General features: G+C 73.4%; 3 protein-coding genes. All 3 read left to right on the top strand.

Translation table 11 applies throughout. The features are described from left to right. Positions 1-3132: SDR family NAD(P)-dependent oxidoreductase (locus tag BFF77_RS00025; RefSeq protein WP_141698318.1), on the top strand; the 3132-nt coding region annotated here is incomplete at its 5' end. Positions 3133-3159: 27 nt separating this feature from the next. Next, positions 3160-19809 (top strand): type I polyketide synthase, encoded by a 16650-nt coding sequence (locus tag BFF77_RS00020; protein ID WP_079124678.1) that lies wholly within the window; start codon positions 3160-3162, stop codon positions 19807-19809. Positions 19810-19884: 75 nt separating this feature from the next. Beyond that, on the top strand, positions 19885-21630 hold a 1746-nt coding region (locus BFF77_RS00015), incomplete at its 3' end, for a type I polyketide synthase (RefSeq protein WP_141698317.1).

The raw sequence follows: 21630 nt of genomic DNA, 5'->3' as shown, positions 1-21630 counted from the left end.
TTCCCGGTCTTCGCCGAGGCGCTCGACACCGTACTGGCCCTGCTGGACGCCGAGTCGGAACGCCCGTTGCGGGAGGTGATCTGGGGCACGGACGCCGCCGCGCTCGACGACACCGGCGCAGCCCAGCCCGCGCTGTTCGCGATCGAGGTGGCACTGTTCCGGCTGGTCGGGTCCTGGGGCCTGACGCCGGACCTGGTGGCCGGGCACTCCATCGGCGAGATCGCCGCCGCCCATGTGGCGGGCGTGCTCACGCTGGAGGACGCGGTCACGCTGGTCGCGGCCCGCGCGAGGCTGATGCGGGCGCTGCCGGCCGGCGGCGCGATGTTCGCCGTACAGGCCACCGAGGACGAGATCACTCCGCTGCTCTGCGGCCGGGTCTCGATCGCCGCCGTCAACGGCCCGGCGTCCGTGGTGATCTCGGGCGAGGAGGACGTGGCGCTGGAGGTGGCGGCCGAGCTGGAGAGGCGTGGCCGCAAGACCAGCCGGCTGCGGGTCTCGCACGCGTTCCACTCGCCGCTGATGGACCCGATGCTGGACGGCTTCCGTGCCGTGGCCCGGCGGCTGGCCTTCCGGGCACCGCGTATCCCGGTGGTGTCCAATCTGACCGGCGCCCTGGCCACGGCCGAGGAACTGTGCTCGGCGGAGTACTGGGTACGGCATGTCCGCGAGGCCGTACGGTTCGCCGACGGCGTCACGGCGATGGCGGAGCGCGGAGTGACCGCCTTCCTGGAGCTCGGCCCGGACGGCGTCCTCGCCGCCCTGGCCCAGGAGTCGGCGCCGCCCGCCGCCGTCGCCGTACCGCTGCTGCGCAAGGGCAGGGACGAGGAGACGACCCTGGTCACCGCGCTCGCCCGGCTGCATGTCCACGGTGCGGGCCCGCTCTGGCCGGCGTTCTTCGCGGACACCGGAGCCCGCTGGGTGGATCTGCCGACGTACGCCTTCCAGCACGACCGGTTCTGGCCCGACGCCCCGGCCGGCGCCACCGGGACGGCGCCGGGGGAGGACACCGGGGAGTCCGCGGACCGCGCGTTCTGGGACGCGGTGGAGCGGGAGGACTTCGCCTCGCTGGAGTCCGTCCTGGACATCGAGGGGGACGCGCTGTCCAGGGTGCTTCCCGCGCTGCTGGACTGGCGCAGGCAGCGCGACGACGAGTCGGTCGTGGAGGGCAGGCGGCACCGTGTCGTCTGGCGGCCCACGGGCGGCTCCGCCCTCACCCGGCGCAAACCGCTGACGGGCACCTGGCTCGCCGTAATCCCCGGCGAACTGACCGAGGACCCCTGGGTGTCCACGGCGCTCGACGCGCTGGGCACCCCGGTCGTACGGCTCCCGGTCACCGCCCCGGACCGTGCGGCGCTCGCCGCACGTCTCCGGGCACTGGGCGAGGGCGCCCACGCGGACGGCGCACCCTTCGCCGGTGTCGTGTCGCTCCTGGCCCTGCGGGACTCCCCGGTGGACGGGGTGCCCGAGGGCGCCGCCCTCACCGCCGTACTGCTCCAGGCCCTGGGCGACGCCGGGATCGGCGCACCGCTGTGGTGCCTCACCCGGAGCGCGGTCTCCGTGCGCCGTACGGAGGAGCCGCGCCGTCCGCTCCAGGCCGCCGTCTGGGGCCTGGGCCGGGTCGCCGCGCTGGAGTACCCGGAGCGTTGGGGCGGTCTGATCGATCTGCCCGAGGCTCTGGACGAGCGGACGTCCGCCGGGCTCACCGGTGTGCTGGCCGGACTCGACGGCGAGGACCAGGTCGCCGTACGGGCCTCCGCCGTCCTCGCCCGGCGGCTGGTACGGGCGCCCGGCAGGCGGCCGGCCAGGGCCTGGAACCCGGACGGCACCGTACTGATCACCGGAGGCACCGGCGCCCTCGGCGCCCATGTCGCCCGCAGGCTCGCCCGGGACGGTGTCCGGCATCTCGTCCTGCTCAGCAGGCGCGGCGCCGAGGCGCCGGGCGCGGGCGCGCTGCGGACCGAACTCGAAGGGTACGGCGCCCGTGTCACCCTCACCGCGTGCGACGCCGCCGACCGGGACCGGCTGGCCGCCGTTCTCGCCGGCATCCCCGCCGAACATCCGCTGACCGGTGTGGTGCACACGGCCGGAGTCCTGGACGACGGCGTCCTCGACCGGCTCACCCCGGAGCGGTTCGCGCCGGTCTTCCGCGCCAAGGTCACCTCCGCCCTGCTGCTCGACGAGCTGACCCGGGAGCTGGACCTCACGGCGTTCGTGCTGTTCTCCTCCGCCTCCTCCGCCGTGGGCAATCCCGGCCAGGCCAACTACGCGGCGGCCAACGCCGTCCTCGACGCACTCGCCGAGCGGCGCCGGGCTCAGGATCTCCCGGCGACCTCGATCGCCTGGGGAGCCTGGGGCGGCGGCGGAATGGCGGAGGGCGCCGGTGCCGACGAGGCCGCGCGGCGCGCCGGGATCGGCGCGATGGACCCGGAACAGGCCTGCGAGGTCCTGCTGCGTCTGGTCATGGAGGCCGAACCGACGGCGGTCGTCGCCGAAGTCGCCCTGGAGCGCTTCGTGGCCGCCTTCGGGGCGGGCCGGCCGAGCGCCCTGCTGCGCGAACTCCCGGGCTACCGGGAGAAGGTGGCCGCGCAGACGGCCGGTCCGGCCGACAGCGCGGTCGAAGGCGGCCTGCGGGAGCGGCTGGCGGGACTGGACGCGCACCGCCGTCTCGAAACGGTGGTGGAACTCGTCCGCACCCGCGCCGCGCACGTACTGGGCCACCCGGACACGGACGCCGTCGGTCCCGAGCGGTCCTTCCGCGATCTCGGCGTCGACTCGCTGGGCGCCGTCGAACTGCGCAACCAGCTCAACGCGGTCACCGGTCTGAGCCTGTCCGCGACGCTCGTCTTCGACCATCCCACGCCCACGGCCCTCGGCGAGCACGTGCTGCGGCGACTCGTCCCCGACGAAGGACCCGGCAGCGGGGCGGACCCGGAGGAAGCGGAGATCCGGGCCCTGCTCGCCTCCGTGCCTCTCGCCCGGCTGCGTGACATCGGCGTACTGGAGCCGCTGCTCCAGCTCGCCGGACGGGACGGCGGAGCCCCGGCGGAGAACGAGGAATCCGGCGAGGCCATCGACTCGATGGCCGTGGCAGACCTGGTGCGGGCCGCGCTCAACGGCCAGTCCGACCTGTAGCGCGACGACGGAGCGATGGAGCAGACCATGAACGCCCCCACCGAGAACGCCCACACCAACAGCCCTTCCACCAACAGCCCTTCCACCAACAGCCCTTCGACCAACGGCGCCGCCACCGGCGGCGTGGTGGAAGCACTGCGCGCGGCGATGAAGGAGGCGGAGCGGCTGCGGCGGCAGAACAGGATGTTCGTCGCCGCCGCCAGGGAACCGATCGCGATCGTGGGAATGGCCTGCCGGTTCCCCGGCGAGGTCCACTCGCCCGAAGGGCTCTGGGACCTGGTCGCCTCCGGCACCGACGCCATCTCACCGTTTCCCACCGACCGGGGCTGGGATCTGGACGCGCTGCGCGACAGCTCCACCGACGCCCGGGACACCTCCGTCAGCCAGCGCGGCGGGTTCCTGAGCCGCGTCGCCGACTTCGATCCCGGCTTCTTCGGTATCTCACCGCGCGAGGCGGTCACCATGGATCCCCAGCAGCGGCTGCTGCTGGAGACCGCCTGGGAGGCCGTCGAGCGCTCGGGCATCGACGCCACCCGGCTGCGCGGCAGCCGCACCGGTGCCTTCATCGGCACCAACGGCCAGGACTACGCCTATCTCCTGGTGAGGTCACTGGACGACGCGACCGGTGATGTCGGCACCGGTATCGCCGCCAGTGCCGTGTCGGGACGGCTCTCGTACACGCTCGGCCTGGAGGGCCCCGCGATCACGGTCGACACCGCCTGCTCCTCCTCGCTGGTCGCCCTCCATCTCGCCGTCCAGTCCCTGCGCAACGGCGAGTGCTCGCTCGCGCTCGCGGGCGGTGTCAATGTGATGTCCACGCCCGGCTCGCTGGTCGAGTTCAGCAGGCAGGGCGGACTGGCGCGGGACGGCCGGTGCAAGGCGTTCTCCGACTCGGCCGACGGCACCGGATGGGCGGAGGGCGCCGGCGTCCTGATGCTGGAGCGCCTGTCCGACGCCCAGCGTGAGGGACATCCGGTCCTCGCGGTCGTACGAGGCTCCGCCGTCAACCAGGACGGCGCCTCCAACGGCTTCACCGCGCCCAACGGCCCCTCGCAGCAACGGGTGATCGGGCAGGCACTGGCCAACGCGGGGCTGACGCCCGCCGAGGTGGACGCCGTGGAGGCCCACGGCACCGGAACTCCGCTGGGCGATCCCATCGAGGCACAGAGCCTGCTCGCGAGCTACGGACAGGACCGCGAGCACCCGCTGTTCCTCGGCTCGGTCAAGTCCAACATCGGGCACACGCAGGCGGCTTCGGGCGTCGCGGGCGTGATCAAGATGGTGATGGCGATGCGGCACGGAGTGCTGCCGCGGACCTTGCACGCGGACCAACCGTCGTCGCATGTCGACTGGTCGGCGGGCAACGTCGAACTGCTCACCGAGGCACGCGCCTGGCCGCGGGCCGACCGGCCACGCCGTACGGGCGTCTCGTCGTTCGGAGTGAGCGGCACCAACGCGCATGTGATCATCGAGCAGGCACCGGCCGCACCCGGGCCGGAGACCGCCGCTCCCGAGCGGCGGGCGGCGGCGCTGCCGTGGGTGATATCGGGCCGGACACCAGAAGCGCTCCGCGACCAGGCGGCCCTGCTGCTCGACCGGCTGGAGCACGAACCGGGCCCGCGCCCGGCGGACGTGGCGCTCTCCCTCGCGACGACCAGGGCGAATCTGGAGCACCGCCTCGCCGTCGTCACGGACGAGGACGGCGGCGCCGGACGCGACGCGCTGAGGACCTGGCTGGAGAGCGGCACGGCACCGGGCGCCGTCGAAGGCACGGTGGCGGGACACGGCAGGACGGCGGTGCTGTTCTCGGGTCAGGGTTCGCAGCGGCTGGGTATGGGGCGTGAGTTGTACGGGCGGTTCCCGGTGTTCGCGGAGGCGTTCGACTCGGTACTGGGTTTGTTGGACGGGGAGTTGGGTCGTGAGCTGGGTGGTCGGTCGCTTCGGGGGGTGGTCTGGGGTGAGGATGCCGAGGCGTTGAACGCGACGGGCTGTGCGCAGCCTGCGTTGTTCGCGGTTGAGGTGGCGTTGTTCCGGTTGGTGGAGTCGTGGGGTGTGCGGCCGGACTTCGTTGCGGGGCATTCGATTGGTGAGATCGCGGCTGCTCATGTGGCGGGGGTGTTCTCGCTGGAGGACGCCTGTCGTCTGGTGGCCGCTCGTGGAGCGTTGATGCAGGCGTTGCCGGCGGGCGGTGCGATGGTCGCCGTGCGGGCCACCGAGGAGGAGATTCGTCCGCTGCTCACCGAGCGGGTGTCGATCGCGGCCGTCAACGGGCCTCGGTCCGTGGTGATTTCCGGCGCGGAGGGCGCGGTCCTGGAGGTGGCGGCCCAACTGGAGGCCTTGGGTCGTAAGTCGAGTCGTCTTCGGGTGTCGCATGCGTTTCATTCGCCGCTGATGGATCCGATGCTGGGGGAGTTCCGGGCGGTCGTGGAGGGGTTGGCGTTCGCGGAGCCGTCGGTGGCGGTGGTGTCGAATCTGACGGGTGGGCTGGCGTCCGCCGGTGAGTTGTGTTCGGTGGGGTACTGGGTTCGGCATGTGCGGGAGGCGGTGCGTTTCGCGGACGGTGTGCGGATGCTGGGTGAGCAGGGTGTTCGTACGTTTGTGGAGTTGGGTCCGGACGGTGTGCTGGCGGGGATGGTGCAGGAGTCGGTGCCGGAGGGTGCGGTGGTCGTACCGGTGCTCCGCAAGGACCGGCCCGAGGAGACCTCGGCCGTCACCGCGCTGGCCCGGCTCCATGTGCACGGCGTACGGGTGGAGTGGCCCGCCTTCTTCGCGGGCACCCGCGCCAGGCCGGTGGATCTGCCGACGTACGCCTTCCAGCGCGAGCGGTTCTGGCCCCAGGTGACCTATCGGCCCGCCGACGCGGCCGGTCTTGGTCTCACCTCGGCGAACCATCCGCTGCTCGGCGCGGCCATGTCCGTCGCGGGCTCCGACGAACTCCTGCTGACCGGAACGCTCTCACTGGCCACCCATCCGTGGCTGGCAGACCATGTCGTGGGCGGCATGGTGTTCTTCCCCGGCACCGGCTTTCTCGAACTGGCCATCCGCGCCGCCGACCAGGCCGGCTGCGACCGCGTCGACGATCTGATGCTGGCCGCCCCGCTGATCCTGCCCCGCACCGGCGCCGTCCAGGTGCAGATCGCCATCGGCGGTGCCGACGACGACGGCCGCAGGGAGCTGCGCTTCCACAGCCGTCCCGCCGACGCGCCCGACGACGAGTGGACACTCCACGCCTCCGGACGGATCGGCGGCGGCGAGCGGGTGCTCGGTTTCGACGCGACCGTATGGCCGCCCAGGGGCGCCACGGTGGTCGATGTCGAAGGCATCTACGACCGGTACGCGGGCAACGGCCTGGAGTACGGGCCCGTCTTCCGCGGACTGCGCGCGGTCTGGCGCCGGGGCGAGGAGATCTTCGCCGAGGTCGCGCTGCCGCGGGAGGTCGCCGACGCGGACACGTACGGAGTTCATCCGGCGCTCTTCGACTCGGTTCTGCACAGTACGGTCTTCGCCGGCGCGGACGGTGACGACAGAAGCCTGCTGCCGTTCGCGTGGAACGGGGTCTCGCTGCACGCCTCGGGCGCGTCGGCCCTGCGGGTCCGTGTGACACCCAACGGCCAGGACGCGGTGCGGCTGGCGGCGGTCGATGTCCAGGGCGAACCGGTGATCTCGGTGGAGTCGCTGGTGCTCAGGGCCGCGGGGCCCTCGTCGGTCGGCGAGGTCCGGCGGGACGAGGCCAACTCCCTCTTCCGCGTCGACTGGGTGCCGCTGACCCCGGAGAGCCCGGCCCAGGAGACCGACTGGGTGGTGCTCGGCACGGACGAACTGGGGCTGACCGGCGCACTCGCCTCGACGGGCGCGGCCCGGCTGCGCGCCCCGGTGCGCACACTCGCCGAACTCCTCGCGGAGACGGACGCGTCCGGCCGTGACGAGGAGGGCCTGCCGGGGACCGTAATCGTCCCGCTCAAGGGCGACAGTACGCGGAGCGCCGAGTCGGCTCATGAACTCTCCCGCCACGTACTGGAGTTGATCCAGCGGTGGCCGGCCGAGGAACGCTTCGCCGGCTCCCGGCTGGTCTTCGTCACCCGAGGCGCCGTCGAGGACGGTGTCCAGGGCGTCACGGATGTCGCCGCCGCCCCGGTCTGGGGACTGGTGCGCTCCGCGCAGGCGGAGAACCCGGGCCGGTTCCTGCTGGTGGACCTGGACGCCTCGGCGGAGTCGGCGGAGGCCCTTCCGGCGCTGCCCGCCGCGCTCTCCGGCGCCGACGAACCTCAGGCAGTGGTCCGCGCGGGCACGCCACGCGTCGGCCGGCTCGCGCGGCTGGACTCCGGTCCGGGTCTGGTGCCACCGGTGGGTGTGCCCTGGCGACTGGACAGCAGGGCGAAGGGAAGTCTGGACGGTCTGACACTGGCACCGCTCCCCGGGGTGCCGGAGCCGCTGACGGGACGGGACGTACGTATCGAGGTCCGTGCGGCCGGTGTCAACTTCCGCGATGTCCTCAACGCGCTGGGCATGTATCCCGGCGACGCGGGGCTGTTCGGCTCCGAGGCGGCGGGAGTGGTGGTCGAGGTCGGGCCGGATGTGACCGGTCTCCAGGTCGGCGACCGGGTCATGGGCATGCTCTTCGGCGGCTTCGGCACCCATGTGGTCGGCGACGAGCGCCGGGTGATTCCCGTACCCGTGGGGTGGTCGTGGGAGACGGCGGCTTCGGTGCCGTTGGTGTTTCTGACGGCGTATCACGCGTTGGTCGGTTTGGGTGGTCTGGGTCGTGGTGAGAGGGTGCTGGTTCATGCGGGTGCCGGTGGTGTGGGGATGGCGGCGGTTCAGGTTGCGCGTCATCTTGGTGCGGAGGTCTTCGCGACGGCGAGTGAGGGCAAGTGGGGTGTGCTGCGTTCGCTGGGGGTGGCGGAGGACCACATCGCTTCCTCGCGGACGACTGACTTCGAGGCGGCCTTCGCCCGGGTCACCGATGGTGAGGGGATCGATGTCGTACTGAATTCCCTGGCCGGTGAGTTCGTGGATGCGTCGTTGCGGTTGCTGGGTCCGGGTGGCCGGTTCCTGGAGATGGGCAAGACGGATGTTCGTGACGTGGCCGATCTTCCTGCCGGGGTGGATTATCAGGCGTTCGATCTCGGCTGGGTGGATCCGGAGGACATCCAGCGGATGCTGGTGGCGCTGAACGAGTTGTTCGAGCGTGGTGTGCTGGAGCCGTTGCCGGTTCGTTCCTGGGATGTGCGTCGGGCCCGGGATGCGTTCCGCTTTATGAGTCTGGCCCGGCATGTGGGCAAGATCGTGCTGTCGATGCCGCCTGTGTGGGATGCCCACGGTACGGTGCTGATCACCGGTGGTACCGGCGGTCTGGGCGGTGTGCTGGCACGCCATGTGGTTGTCGAACGCGGTGTGCGGAATCTGCTTCTGACCAGCCGACGAGGTCTGGAAGCCCCTGGCGCGCACGAGTTGGCCGCCGAACTGCGGACCCTGGGCGCCGAGGTGACGGTCGTCGCGTGTGATGTGGCGGACCGGGAGGCGCTGGCGGAACTGCTGGCGTCGGTTCCGCCGGAGTATCCGCTGACGGCCGTGATCCATACGGCGGGCGTGCTGGACGACGGGACCGTCGGCTCGCTGACGCCCGAGCGGCTGGACGCCGTACTGCGGCCCAAGGTGGACGCGGCCTGGCATCTGCACGAACTGACCCGTGAACTGGATCTCGCCGCGTTCGTGCTCTACTCCTCCACGGCCGGTGTCATGGGCAGTCCCGGACAGGCCAACTACGCGGGCGGCAACACCTTCCTGGACGCGCTCGCCGCCCATCGGCGCGGCCTGGGTCTGCCCGGTCTCTCCCTCGCCTGGGGCGCCTGGGAACAGAGCGTGGGCATGACCAGCACACTGGAGGACCACGACGTACGCCGGGTCGGCGGCGCGGGGATGCCGCTGCTCTCCGTCGAGCGCGGGCTCGCCCTCTTCGACGCGGCCACCGCGAGCGACGGGGCCCTGGTGGTACCGCTCGGCATCGGCGGCGGCACGATCCCCTCGGCGGCCGGTGTCCCGGCCCTGCTGCGCGGGCTGGTACGGACCGGTCGCCGCGCCGCGAGGAGCGGCGCCGCGAGCGTGTCCCGGGCGGGCCTGGTCGAGCGGCTGGCCGCGCTGCGCGAGAACGAACGGCCCCGGCTGCTCACGGATCTCGTCCGTACCGAGGCCGCCGTGGTCCTCGCGCACTCCTCGTCCGAGGCCATCGCCCTGGAACGGGAGTTCCGGCAGCTCGGCTTCGACTCGCTGACGGCCGTCGAACTGCGCAACCGACTCTCGGCCGCCACCGGACTGTCCCTGCCCGCCACCCTGATCTTCGACTACCCCACGCCCGCACGGCTCGCCGCCCATCTGCTGGACGAACTGGTGGGCGCGGACGACACCATGGGCGGTCTCGCCGCCGTCACCGCGCGCGAGTCCGCCGACGGCGTGGCCACCACCGACGATCCGATCGCCATCGTGGGAATGAGCTGCCGCTTCCCCGGCGGTGTCGAATCGCCCGAGGAACTCTGGGAGCTGGTCCTCTCCGGCGAGGACGCCATCTCCGGCTTTCCCACCGACCGCGGCTGGCAGAGCGATCCGACCATCGGGACCGCCGAGGGACAGGGCGGATTCCTGCGGAACGTCGCCGACTTCGACGCCGGGTTCTTCGGAATCTCGCCGCGCGAGGCGCTGGCGATGGATCCGCAGCAGCGCGTACTCCTCGAAGTCTCCTGGGAGGCGGCGGAACGCGCCGGAATCGACCCGGCGACCCTGCGCGGCAGCCGTACCGGTGTCTTCGTCGGAGTGAGCGGCCAGGACTACGCCGGTCTCGTCATGCGCTCCAAGGACGACATGGCGGGCCACGCGACCACGGGCCTCGCGGTCAGTGTCGTCTCCGGGCGGCTGGCGTACGCGCTCGGGCTCGAAGGCCCGGCGATGTCCGTCGACACGGCCTGCTCGTCGTCGCTCGTCTCGCTGCATCTCGCCTCCCAGGCCCTGCGCGGCGGCGAGTGCTCCCTCGCCCTCGCGGGCGGCGTGACGGTGATGACCACCGCCGCGAACTTCGCCGGCTTCTCCCGGATGGGCGGGCTGGCGGGCGACGGCCGGTGCAAGGCGTTCTCCGACTCGGCCGACGGCACCGGCTGGTCCGAGGGAGCGGCCGTGCTGGTCCTGGAGCGGCTGTCCGACGCGCGGCGCAACGGACACAGGGTGCTCGCGGTCGTCCGGGGCAGCGCGGTCAACCAGGACGGCGCCTCGAACGGACTGACCGCGCCGAACGGTCCCGCGCAGCAGCGGGTGATCCGGCAGGCGCTCGCCAACTCCGGTCTCTCGCCCGCCGAGGTGGACGCGGTGGAGGCGCACGGCACCGGGACACCGCTCGGCGACCCGATCGAGGCACAGGCACTGCTGGCCACCTACGGCCAGGACCGCGACACGGGCCGGCCGCTGCTGCTCGGCTCGGTCAAGTCCAACATCGGTCACACCCAGGCCGCCGCGGGCGCCGCCGGGCTGGTGAAGATGGTGATGGCGCTGCGCCATGGCACGCTGCCGCGCACCCTTCATCTCACCGAGCCGTCGACGCATGTCGACTGGTCGGCCGGGGCCGTGGAACTGCTGGCCGACACCACTCCCTGGCCGGAGACCGGGCGGGCCCGCCGGGCCGGTGTCTCGTCCTTCGGCATCAGCGGCACGAACGCCCATGTGGTCCTTGAACAGGCGGACCCGGCGCCGGCCGAGGCGGCCGTACGGTCCGTACGGTCCGCGTCGGGCATGGCGTCGGGTGGCGTTCCCTGGCTCGTATCGGCCAGGAGCGAGACGGCGCTGGAGGGTCAGCTCGCCCGGATCAAGGCCCTCGCGGGGGAGCACCTCGCGGGGCAGTCTCCCGAGAAGTCCACCGCGGAGCCCGCCGCGGAGGTGCCGGGGGCCGCCCTGGACATCGGGTACTCGCTGGCGACGGGCCGGTCGCTCTTCGAGCATCGCGCCATCCTGCTGGCGACGGACACCGGCGTCACCGAGATCGCCCGGGGCCTGGGCACCGAGCGGTCGACCGCGGTGCTGTTCTCGGGTCAGGGTTCGCAGCGGCTCGGTATGGGGCGTGAGCTGTACGGGCGGTTCCCGGTGTTCGCGGAGGCGCTGGATTCCGTACTGGCTTTGCTGGACGATCAGTTGGGTGAGTCGCTGAGGGATGTGATCTGGGGCGAGGACGCCGGTCGTCTTGATGCGACGGGTTTCGCGCAGCCTGCGTTGTTCGCGGTCGAGGTGGCGTTGTTCCGGTTGGTGGAGTCGTGGGGCGTCAGGCCCGACTTCGTCGCGGGGCATTCGGTCGGTGAGATTGCCGCGGCTCATGTGGCGGGTGTGTTCTCGTTGGAGGACGCCTGTCGTCTGGTGGCGGCCCGTGCCTCGTTGATGCAGGCGCTGCCGGCCGGTGGCGCGATGGTCGCCGTCCAGGCCACCGAGGACGAGGTCGTTCCGTATCTCTCCGACCGTGTCTCCATCGCGGCCGTCAACGGTCCGACCTCCGTGGTGATCTCCGGCGCGGAGGACGCCGTGCTGGAGCTGGCCGCCCGGTCGGCGGACCAGGGCCGCAGGACCACCCGCCTCCGCGTCTCGCACGCGTTCCACTCGCCGCTGATGGACCCCATGCTGGAGGAGTTCCGCGCGGTCGCCGAAGGGCTGACCTACCGGGAGCCGTCCATCCCCGTGGTGTCCCAGCTGACCGGCCGCCTCACCTCGGCCGACGAGCTGTGCTCCGCCGACCACTGGGTACGGCATGTCCGTGAGCCGGTGCGCTTCGCCGACGGCGTCCGTGCCCTCGCGGGTCAAGGGGCCACCTGCTTCCTGGAGTTGGGCCCGGACGCCGTACTGTCCGCGTCCGCCCGTGAGTCCCTGCCCGCCGACGCCGTGGTGGCCCCGGCTCTGCGCAAGGGCCACGGTGAGCGAGCCGCGCTGCTCACGGCGATGGCGCGGCTCCATGTGGCCGGTGCCTCCGTGGACTGGTCGGTGTTCTTCGCGGGAACGGGCGCCGGGCGGGTGGATCTGCCGACGTACGCCTTCGACCGGGAGCGGTTCTGGCCCGAGGTGGCCGGCGCGGAGCCGGCGTACGGTACGGATCCGGTAGACGCGGAGTTCTGGGCGGCCGTGGAGCGGGAGGACCTGGAGTCCCTGGCCGCGCGCCTCGACGTGGACGGCGGGTCGCTCGGCGCCGTGCTCCCCGCCCTCTCCTCGTGGCGCACCCGGCGCAGGCATCGGTCGACCGTCGACTCCTGGCGCTACCGCGAGGCCTGGCAGCCGCTGACGCTCAGCACCGCCTCCGCCGCCCCCCTCTCCGGCACCTGGCTGGTCCTCGCCCCGTCGGCCGCCGGCGCCGGCGCCTGGGTGAACTCGCTGATCAGCGGTCTGGGCCCGGCGGCGGTACGAGTGGACATCAGCGCGGCCGGAGGTGCCGCAGACGCCGAGCACGCCGAGGGCATCGACGGGACCCGCGCCGCCGACCGTGCCGCGCTGGCCGCGCGGCTCGCCGCCGCCGTACCGGAGCGCGGGAGCGTCGCGGGCGTGGTGTCCCTGCTCGCGCTCGACGAGTCGGCCGACGCGGCCGGCGTGCCCGCCGGGCTGCTCGCCACCGCCGCACTGGTCCAGGCGCTCGGGGACACCGGTATCGCGGCCCCGCTGTGGACCGTCACACGCGGCGCGGTACGGGCCGTGCCCGCCGAGCGGCCGTCCGGTCCGGCGCAGGCCGCCGTCTGGGGTCTGGGCCGGGTCGTCGCCCTCGAACATCCGCGCCGGTGGGGCGGACTCGTCGATCTCCCCGACGAGCTGGACGAACGCGCCGTACGCCGCTTCGTCGCCGTACTGACGGACACGGGCGACGAGGACCAGCTCGCGGTCCGTGCGTCGGGTGTCTACGGCCGGCGGATGCTGCCCGCGCCCGCCGCCGAGTCCGCCGACCCCGCCGGTTCCTTCGAGTCCGCCGGTTCCGGTGCCAAGGGTGAGCAGCGCTGGGAGCCGTCCGGCACCGTCCTCATCACCGGCGGTACCGGCGCGCTCGGCGCGCGGGTGGCCCGTCGGCTGGCGAGCGAGGGCGCCCGGCATCTCGTCCTGCTCAGCCGCCGGGGCCCCGCCGCGCCGGGCGCGACCGAGCTGCTCGCGGAGCTGACCGCCCTGGGCGCGCGGGCCACCGTCACCGCCTGCGATGTCGCCGACCGGGACCAACTCGAACGGGCGCTCAAGGCGATCCCGGCGGAGTGCCCGCTGACGGGTGTGGTGCATACGGCCGGTGTGCTGGACGACGGCGTACTGGCCGGACTGACGCCCGAGCGGTTCGGGACGGTCTTCCGCGCCAAGGTCGCCCCGGCCCTGCTGCTGGACGAACTGACCCGTGATCTCGGCCTTTCCGCGTTCGTGCTGTTCTCCTCGGTGGCGGGCTCGGTGGGCAATCCCGGCCAGGCCAACTACGCGGCGGCGAACGCGGTGCTCGACGCGCTGGCCGAGCGGCGCGGGGCGCTGGGACTCCCGGCGACCTCGATCGCCTGGGGCGCGTGGGACGGCGCGGGCATGGCCGGGCAGACCGCCGGCGCGGGCACCGCCCGTACCGGTACGGACGGACCGGGCCACCGGCCGGCCTCCGGCGCCCTCGATCCCGAGCTGGCCGTCTCCGCGCTGCTGCGGGTGGTGGCCGAGCCCCGGCCGACCGTTGTCCTCGCCGACCTCCAGCGGCCGGAGCCGCTGACCGCGCTGCTGAGCCTGCGTCCCAGTCCGCTGCTCGCCGAACTGCCCGCCGCCGAGCAGGTATTGACGGACATCCGGAAAGCACGGACGGAGGGAGAGTCTGCGGCATCCGGACTGCGGGAGCGGCTGCGCGGAGCCCCGGAGGGCGAGCGCGCGGCGATGCTGCTGAGTGTCGTCCGTGATCACTGCGCCGCGGTGCTCGGTCATACCGACGCCGAGGCGATCAAGGGCGACAGGGCCTTCCGCGATCTCGGCTTCGACTCACTGACCGCGGTGGAGCTGAGCAACCGGCTCACCGAGCTGACCGGTCTCGCGCTCCCCGCCAGCCTCGTCTTCGACCATCCCACTCCACGCGCGCTCGCCGGCCAGTTGCTCACCGAACTGCTCGGCGCACCGGCCGGCGAGCGGTCGGCCGACCGGTCCGGCGCCGCCCTCGTCCCGGCGGCCACCCCGGTCCACGACGACCCGATCGTGATCGTCGGTATGGCCTGCCGGTTCCCGGGCGGGGTGCGCTCGCCGGAGGAGCTGTGGCGGCTGCTCGTCGAGGGCCGTGACGGTATCGCGGGGTTCCCCACCGACCGGGGCTGGAACCTCGATGTCCTCGCGGGCGACGGCCAGGGCCGCAGCGCCACCCGCATGGGCGGATTCCTCTACGGGGCGCCGGAGTTCGATCCGGGGTTCTTCGGGATCTCACCGCGTGAGGCGCTCGCCATGGATCCCCAGCAGCGGCTGCTGCTGGAGGTGTCGTGGGAGGCGTTCGAGCGGACGGGCATCGATCCGGCCTCGCTGCGCGGCAGCAGGACCGGTGTCTTCGTCGGCACCAACGGTCAGGACTACGCCCATCTCGTCCTCCGGGCGGGCGAGGACCTGGAGGGCCACGCGGGTACCGGCCTGGCGGCCAGTGTGATCTCCGGCAGGCTCTCCTACACCTTCGGCTTCGAGGGCCCCGCGGTCACCGTGGACACCGCCTGCTCCTCCTCGCTGGTCGCCCTCCACTGGGCGGCCCAGGCGCTGCGGAGCGGTGAGTGCTCGATGGCGCTGGTGGGCGGAGCCACCGTGATGTCCACCGCCACGAGCTTCGCCGGGTTCACCCGGCAGGGCGGTCTCGCGCCCGACGGACACTGCAAGGCGTTCTCCGACTCGGCGGACGGCACCGGCTGGTCGGAGGGCATCTGCGTGCTCGTTGTCGAGCGGCTCTCGGACGCGCGGCGCGAGGGACATGAGGTCCTGGCGGTCGTGCGCGGTTCCGCGATCAACCAGGACGGCGCGTCGAACGGACTGACCGCCCCGAACGGTCCCTCCCAGCAGCGGGTGATCCGTCAGGCGCTCGCCGCCGGTGGTCTCTCGCCCGCCGATGTGGACGTGGTGGAGGCGCACGGTACGGGCACCACGCTGGGTGATCCGATCGAGGCGCAGGCGTTGCTGGCGACGTACGGGCGTGACCGTGATCCGGAGCGTCCGCTGCTGCTGGGCTCGGTGAAGTCCAACCTCGGGCACACCCAGGCCGCGGCCGGTGTCGCGGGTGTGATGAAGATGGTGCTGGCGCTCCGCAACGGTGTGCTGCCGCGGACGCTCCATGTCACGGAGCCCTCGACCCGGGTGAACTGGTCCTCCGGCGCGGTGGAGTTGCTGACCGAGCCGACAAAGTGGCCTCGGACCGATCGTGTACGGCGCGCCGGTGTCTCGTCCTTCGGTATCAGCGGCACCAACGCGCATGTGGTGCTGGAACAGGCCCCATGGACCGGGACGGCCGCCCCGCGGGCCGACGCGGGCGCGGCCCCCGGCACGGCCCCGGGCGCGGTGCCGTGGCCGGTCTCGGCCAGGAGCGGGTCGGCGCTGCGCGAACAGGTGGAGCGGCTGCGGGAGTTCGCGGCTGAGCGCCCCGGACTGTCCGCGGCGGACATCGGGTTCTCGCTGTCCACGGGCCGCTCGGTGTTCGAGCACCGGGCGGTGCTGATGGTGACCGACCAGGGTGTCACCGAAGTGGCCCGCGCGGCGGCGGCCGAGCGCCCCACGGCGGTGCTCTTCTCCGGTCAGGGCTCCCAACGGCTCGGTATGGGACGTGAGCTGTACGAGCGGTTCCCGGTCTTCGCCGACGCGCTGGACTCCGTACTGGCCCATCTCGACGCCGAGTCCGCCGGCCGGACGCTTCCGCTGCGCCAGGTGATCTGGGGGGACGACGCCGAGGCGCTCAACCGGACCGCCGTCACCCAGCCCGCCCTGTTCGCGGTCGAGGTGGCGCTCTTCCGGCTGGTCCGGTCCTGGGGCGTCGCACCGGACTTCGTGGCGGGCCACTCGATCGGCGAGATGGCCGCCGCCCATGTGGCCGGAGTGCTCGGGCTGCCCGACGCCTGCCGTCTGGTGGCGGCGAGGGCCCGGCTGATGGACGCGCTGCCCATGGGCGGGGCCATGGTCGCCGTTGAGGCGAGTGAGGACGAGGCCGCCGCGCTGCTCACCGGGGGAGTGTCGATCGCCGCGGTCAACGGACCCCGTTCGGTGGTGCTCTCGGGCGACGAGGACCGGGTCCTGCGGACGGCGGAACGCCTCGCCGCCGAGGGACGCAGAACGGCGCGGCTCCCGGTGAGCCACGCCTTCCACTCGCCGCTCATGGACCCGATGCTGGACGAGTTCCGCGCGGTCGCACGGGAGCTGGCCTTCGCGGAGCCGTCGGTGCCGGTGGTGTCGAACGTGACCGGCACGCTCGCCACCCCGGACGAACTGCGCTCACCCGAGTACTGGGTACGGCATGTCCGCGAGACCGTCCGCTTCGCCGACGGCGTACGGACGCTGGCCGAGCGGGGCGTGGGTGCCTTCCTCGAACTGGGCCCGGACGGCGTGCTCTGTGCCCTGGCCCGTGAGTCCGTGCCGGACAGCGCGGTCGTGGTGCCCGTTCTGCGCAAGGACCGCTCCGAGGAACTGACCGCGGTCACCGCGCTCGCCCACCTGCACGCGCACGGCGCTCCGGCCGACTGGTCCGGGATCTTCGCGGGGACGGGCGCGCGCCGGGTGGAGCTGCCGACGTACGCCTTCCAGCGCGAGCGCTACTGGCCGTCGGCGCCGGTGGTCCCGGGCGACGCCTCCGGGCTGGGCCTGGTGGCGGCGGAACATCCGCTGCTGGGCGCGGCCACGACCGTGGCCGGCTCCGACGAGGTGGTGCTGACCGGACGGCTGTCCGCCCGGACCCACCCATGGCTGACGGACCGTCAGGACAAGGGCGGCGGCGCCACGCTGCCGGCCGCGGCCTTCGCCGAACTGGCCGTACGGGCCGCCGACGAGGCCGGCTGCGACACGGTCGAGACACTGACCGTCGCCGCCGGGCTCGCCGTGCCCGAGGAGGGCGCGGTACGGATCCAGGTACGGGTGGCCGCGGCCGACGGGACGGGCCGCCGCCCGCTGACCGTGCACGCGCGTGCCGAGGCCGCCGCCGCTCTGCCGTGGACCCTGCACGCGAGCGGTGTGCTGGCCGCCGGGCACCGGGCACCGGACCGGGAGTTCGGCGCCGGGCCGTGGCCGCCGGCGGGGGCCGTACCCGTGGACCTGTCCCGGTACCAGGATCCGGAGGACGGGGCGGAGCCCGGTGAGGCGGACGGCGCGACCGGCCCGCGGGCGGCCTGGCGCCGGGACGGCGAGGTCTTCGCCGAGGTCGCCCTCGCGCAGGAGGCCCCTGCCCACGGGACGTTCACGATGCACCCGGCGCTGCTGACGGCCGCGGTCCGGGCGGCGGGACTGCTGGGCACGGAGGGCGCCGAGGACACGGCCGCCTTCGGCGGGACCGTCCCGGTCGAGTGGCGGGGACTGACGCTGCACGCGGGCGCCGCCACGGCCCTGCGGGTACGGCTGACCGCGACCGGACAGGACACCGTGGAGCTGGCGGCGGTCGACGAGGAGGGCGCACCGGTGCTCTCGGTGCGCTCGCTGACCTTGCGTCCCGACGCCGGGCCGACGACCGTGACCGCGTCCGGCGAGGGGCGCCCCGGTCCGCTGTTCGGCCTCGACTGGGTGCCCGCGCAGGCCGTCCCGGCAACGACCGCCTCCCTCACCGGCCGCCGCTGGGCGCTCCTGGGGGACACCCCGGCCGCGGCGGACGACCTCTTCGTACGGGCAGGATCGCTGCGTGCGCTCCTCGACTCCCAGGAACCGCTGCCCGAGCTGGTACTGGCCCCGGCCATCAGCGATCTGACGGATCGTCATCATCCGCTGCCCGTCCGGATGCGGGCCGTCCTGGACGCCGTACTGGATCTGCTGCGCACCTGGTCGGCCGACCGGCGGACCGCCGGTTCACGGCTGGTGTTCCTCACCCGGGGCGCGGTCGCCACCGCCGCCGGGGAGGAGGTACGGGACCTCGCCGCGGCCCCCGTCTGGGGCCTGGTCCGCTCCGCCCAGTCGGAGCACCCGGGCGCCTTCCTGCTGCTCGACCTGGAGGACCACCGGGACATCGACACCATCGACACCGCGGCGCTCCGCTCCGTCCTGCCGGCGCTGCCCGCCCTGCTCGACACGGGAGAGACCCAGGCGGCCGTCCGGGGGAGCGAGCTCCGGGTGGCCCGGCTGTCACGGCTGCCCCAGGGCCCTGTCCCGTCGGCCGAGCACGGCATCCGGTCCTGGAACCGCGACGGCACGGTCCTGATCACCGGCGGCACCGGCGCCCTCGGCGGCGCGCTGGCCCGGCATCTGGTGGCCGCGCACGGCGTCGCACATCTGCTGCTCGTGAGCCGGCACGGCCCCGACGCACCCGGCGCCGGGGAACTCAGGGCCGAACTGGCCGCCCAGGGAGCCGAGGTGACCGTCGCCGCCTGCGATGTCGCCGACCGTACGGCGCTGGACGCGCTGCTGGCGGACGTACCGGCCGGACACCCGCTGACCGCCGTGGTCCACACCGCCGGAGTGCTCGGCGATGCCACCGTCGGGTCACTGACACCCGGGCTGATCGACCGGATACTGCGTCCGAAGGCGGACGCGGCCTGGCATCTGCACGAGGCGACCCGCGAGCTCGGACTGGCCGGATTCGTCCTCTACTCCTCGGTCGCCGGGCTCACCGGCGGCCCGGGACAGGGCAACTACGCCGCCGCCAACACCTTCCTGGACGCGCTGGCCCTGCACCGTACCGCCCTCGGGCTGCCCGCCGTGTCCCTGGCCTGGGGGCCATGGGCCCAGGACGGCGGCGGTATGACCGGTGCGCTGAGCGACTCCGACCTGGACCGGATGGCCCGCTCGGACCTGGCTCCGCTGCCGGTGGAAACGGGACTCGCGCTGTTCGACACCGCGATCGCCCGCGACGAGGCACTGCTCGTCCCGGTGCTGATCGCCGAGGGAGCGGGCGAGCGGGCGGCGCTCACCACGGCCGAGATCCCGGCGATTCTGCGCGGACTGCTCCGCAGGCGCCGCCGTACGGCCGCCGCCGCGCGCGGCGATGCCACCGGACTCGCCCGGCGGCTGGCGGAGCTGGGGGAGGAGGAACGGGACGCGCGGCTGGTCGAGCTGGTACGCGCCGAGACCGCCGCCGTCCTGGGACACACCGCGCCGGACGCGATCCCCGCCGACCGGGACTTCAGCGGGCTGGGCTTCGACTCCCTGATGGCGGTGGAACTGCGCACCCGGCTGACCGCGCGCACGGAGGTACGGCTCTCCTCCACCCTCGTGTTCGACCATCCGACACCGGCCGCCGTCGCCCGGCATCTCGCGGCGGAGCTGCTGGGCGGCACCGCGCCGGACGGGAGCCCCTCGCCGCTGGCCGCGCTCGACGGGCTGGAGGCGGCGCTCGCGGCGGGCGCGCTGGACGAGCTCACCAGGAACGGCGTCGCCGGACGGCTGCGGCAGTTGCTCGCGCGGTGGGACGGATCCGGCCAGGAGAACGGCGGACCCGTGCTCACCGAACGGATCGAGGCCGCCAGCGCCGACGAGGTGTTCGCCTTCATCGACAACGAACTGGGCCGCTCGACGGAGTCCTGAACGCCCCGCGGCCCGCCCCTCCGCCCGGGCCGCACTCCCTTCGCACGCGAAACATCCGAGGAAGGTTCACGGACCATGCCGGACGAAAAGAAACTCGTCGATTACCTGAAGTGGGTCACGGCGGATCTGCACCAGACCCGCAGGCGGCTCCAGGAGGCCGAATCGGGCCGCCACGAACCGGTGGCGATCGTCGGAATGGGATGCAGGTTCCCCGGCGGCGTCCGATCCCCGGAGGATCTGTGGGAACTGCTCGCCGCGGGCCGCAGCGCGATCTCCGGCTTTCCCGCCGACCGGGGCTGGGACCTGGAGACCCTCGCCGGTGACGGGGAGGGCCGCAGCGCCACCCAGGAGGGCGGCTTCCTGCACGAGGCGCCGGAGTTCGATCCGGGGTTCTTCGGGATCTCACCGCGTGAGGCGCTCGCCATGGATCCCCAGCAGCGGCTGCTGCTGGAGGTGTCGTGGGAGGCGTTCGAGCGTACGGGCATCGATCCGGCCTCGCTGCGCGGCAGCAGGACCGGTGTGTTCGTCGGCACCAACGCCCAGGACTACGCCCATCTCGTCCTGGCCTCGCGCGACGACATGGGCGGCTACGCGAGCAACGGTCTCGCGGCGAGCGTCCTGTCGGGCAGACTGTCCTTCGTCCTCGGACTCGAAGGGCCCGCCGTCACGCTCGACACCGCGTGCTCGTCGTCGCTGGTGACGCTCCACCTCGCCGCGCAGGCCGTACGGAACGGCGAGTGCTCGCTGGCGCTGGCCGGCGGAGTGACGGTGATGGCGACCTCGGCGAGCTTCGCCGGCTTCAGCGTCCAGGGCGGGCTCGCCGCCGACGGCCGGTGCAAGGCGTTCTCCGACGCGGCCGACGGCACCGCCTGGTCCGAGGGCGCCGGCGTGCTGGTGGTCGAGCGGCTCTCGGACGCCCGGCGCCATGGGCACCCGGTGCTCGCGGTGCTGCGCGGCAGCGCCGTCAACCAGGACGGCGCGTCCAACGGTCTGAGCGCGCCCAACGGCCCTTCGCAGCAGCGCGTCATCCGCCAGGCCCTGGCCGGCGCGGGACTCTCCCCGGCCGATGTGGACGCCGTCGAGGCGCACGGTACGGGCACCACCCTGGGCGATCCGATCGAGGCGGGTGCCCTGCTCGCCACCTACGGCCAGGACCGCGATCCGCGGCGCCCGCTCTGGCTCGGCGCGGTCAAGTCGAACATCGGGCACACCCAGGCCGCGGCCGGTGTCGCGGGCGTGATGAAGATGGTGCTGGCGCTCCGCAACGGTGTGCTGCCGCAGACCCTCCATGTGGACGCGCCCTCCTCGCACGTGGACTGGTCGGCGGGTGAGGTACGGCTGCTGACCAAGGCGGTGGAGTGGCCCGAGGGCGAACGGGTGCGTCGGGCCGGGGTGTCGTCGTTCGGGATCAGCGGCACCAACGCGCATGTGATCGTCGAGCAGGCACCACCGGCGGAGACCGGGGGTGCCACGCCGGACGGTCCCGGGCGGGCGCCCGACCTGGTGCCGGAGGCCGTGCCGTGGCCCGTCTCGGCCAGAAGCGCGCTCGCGCTCGACGCGCAGCTCGACCGGATCCGCGCCTTCGCCGCCGCCGCCGGCGCGCCCGGTCCGCTCGACATCGGCTACTCGCTCGCCACGACCCGCTCCGCCTTCGAACACCGCGCGGTCCTGCTCGCCCGCGGCGACGGCGGGCCGCCGGCCGAGGCGGCGCGCGGTGTGACCCGCAAGGGCCCGCTGGCCGTGCTGTTCTCCGGCCAGGGATCCCAGCGGCTCGGCATGGGACGCCGGCTGTACGCGCGCTTCCCGGTCTTCGCCGAGGCG

Origin of the sequence: Streptomyces lushanensis (assembly GCF_001700515.1) — a bacterium.
In the GTDB taxonomy this organism is placed as follows: Bacteria; Actinomycetota; Actinomycetes; order Streptomycetales; family Streptomycetaceae; genus Streptomyces; species Streptomyces lushanensis.
This window is presented reverse-complemented; position numbering and strand designations above follow the sequence as displayed.

Excerpts from the sequence above, each read along its gene's own strand:
- BFF77_RS00020 (WP_079124678.1), top strand. The coding sequence starts at position 3,160 with ATGAACGCCCCCACCGAGAACGCCCACACCAACAGCCCTTCCACCAAC.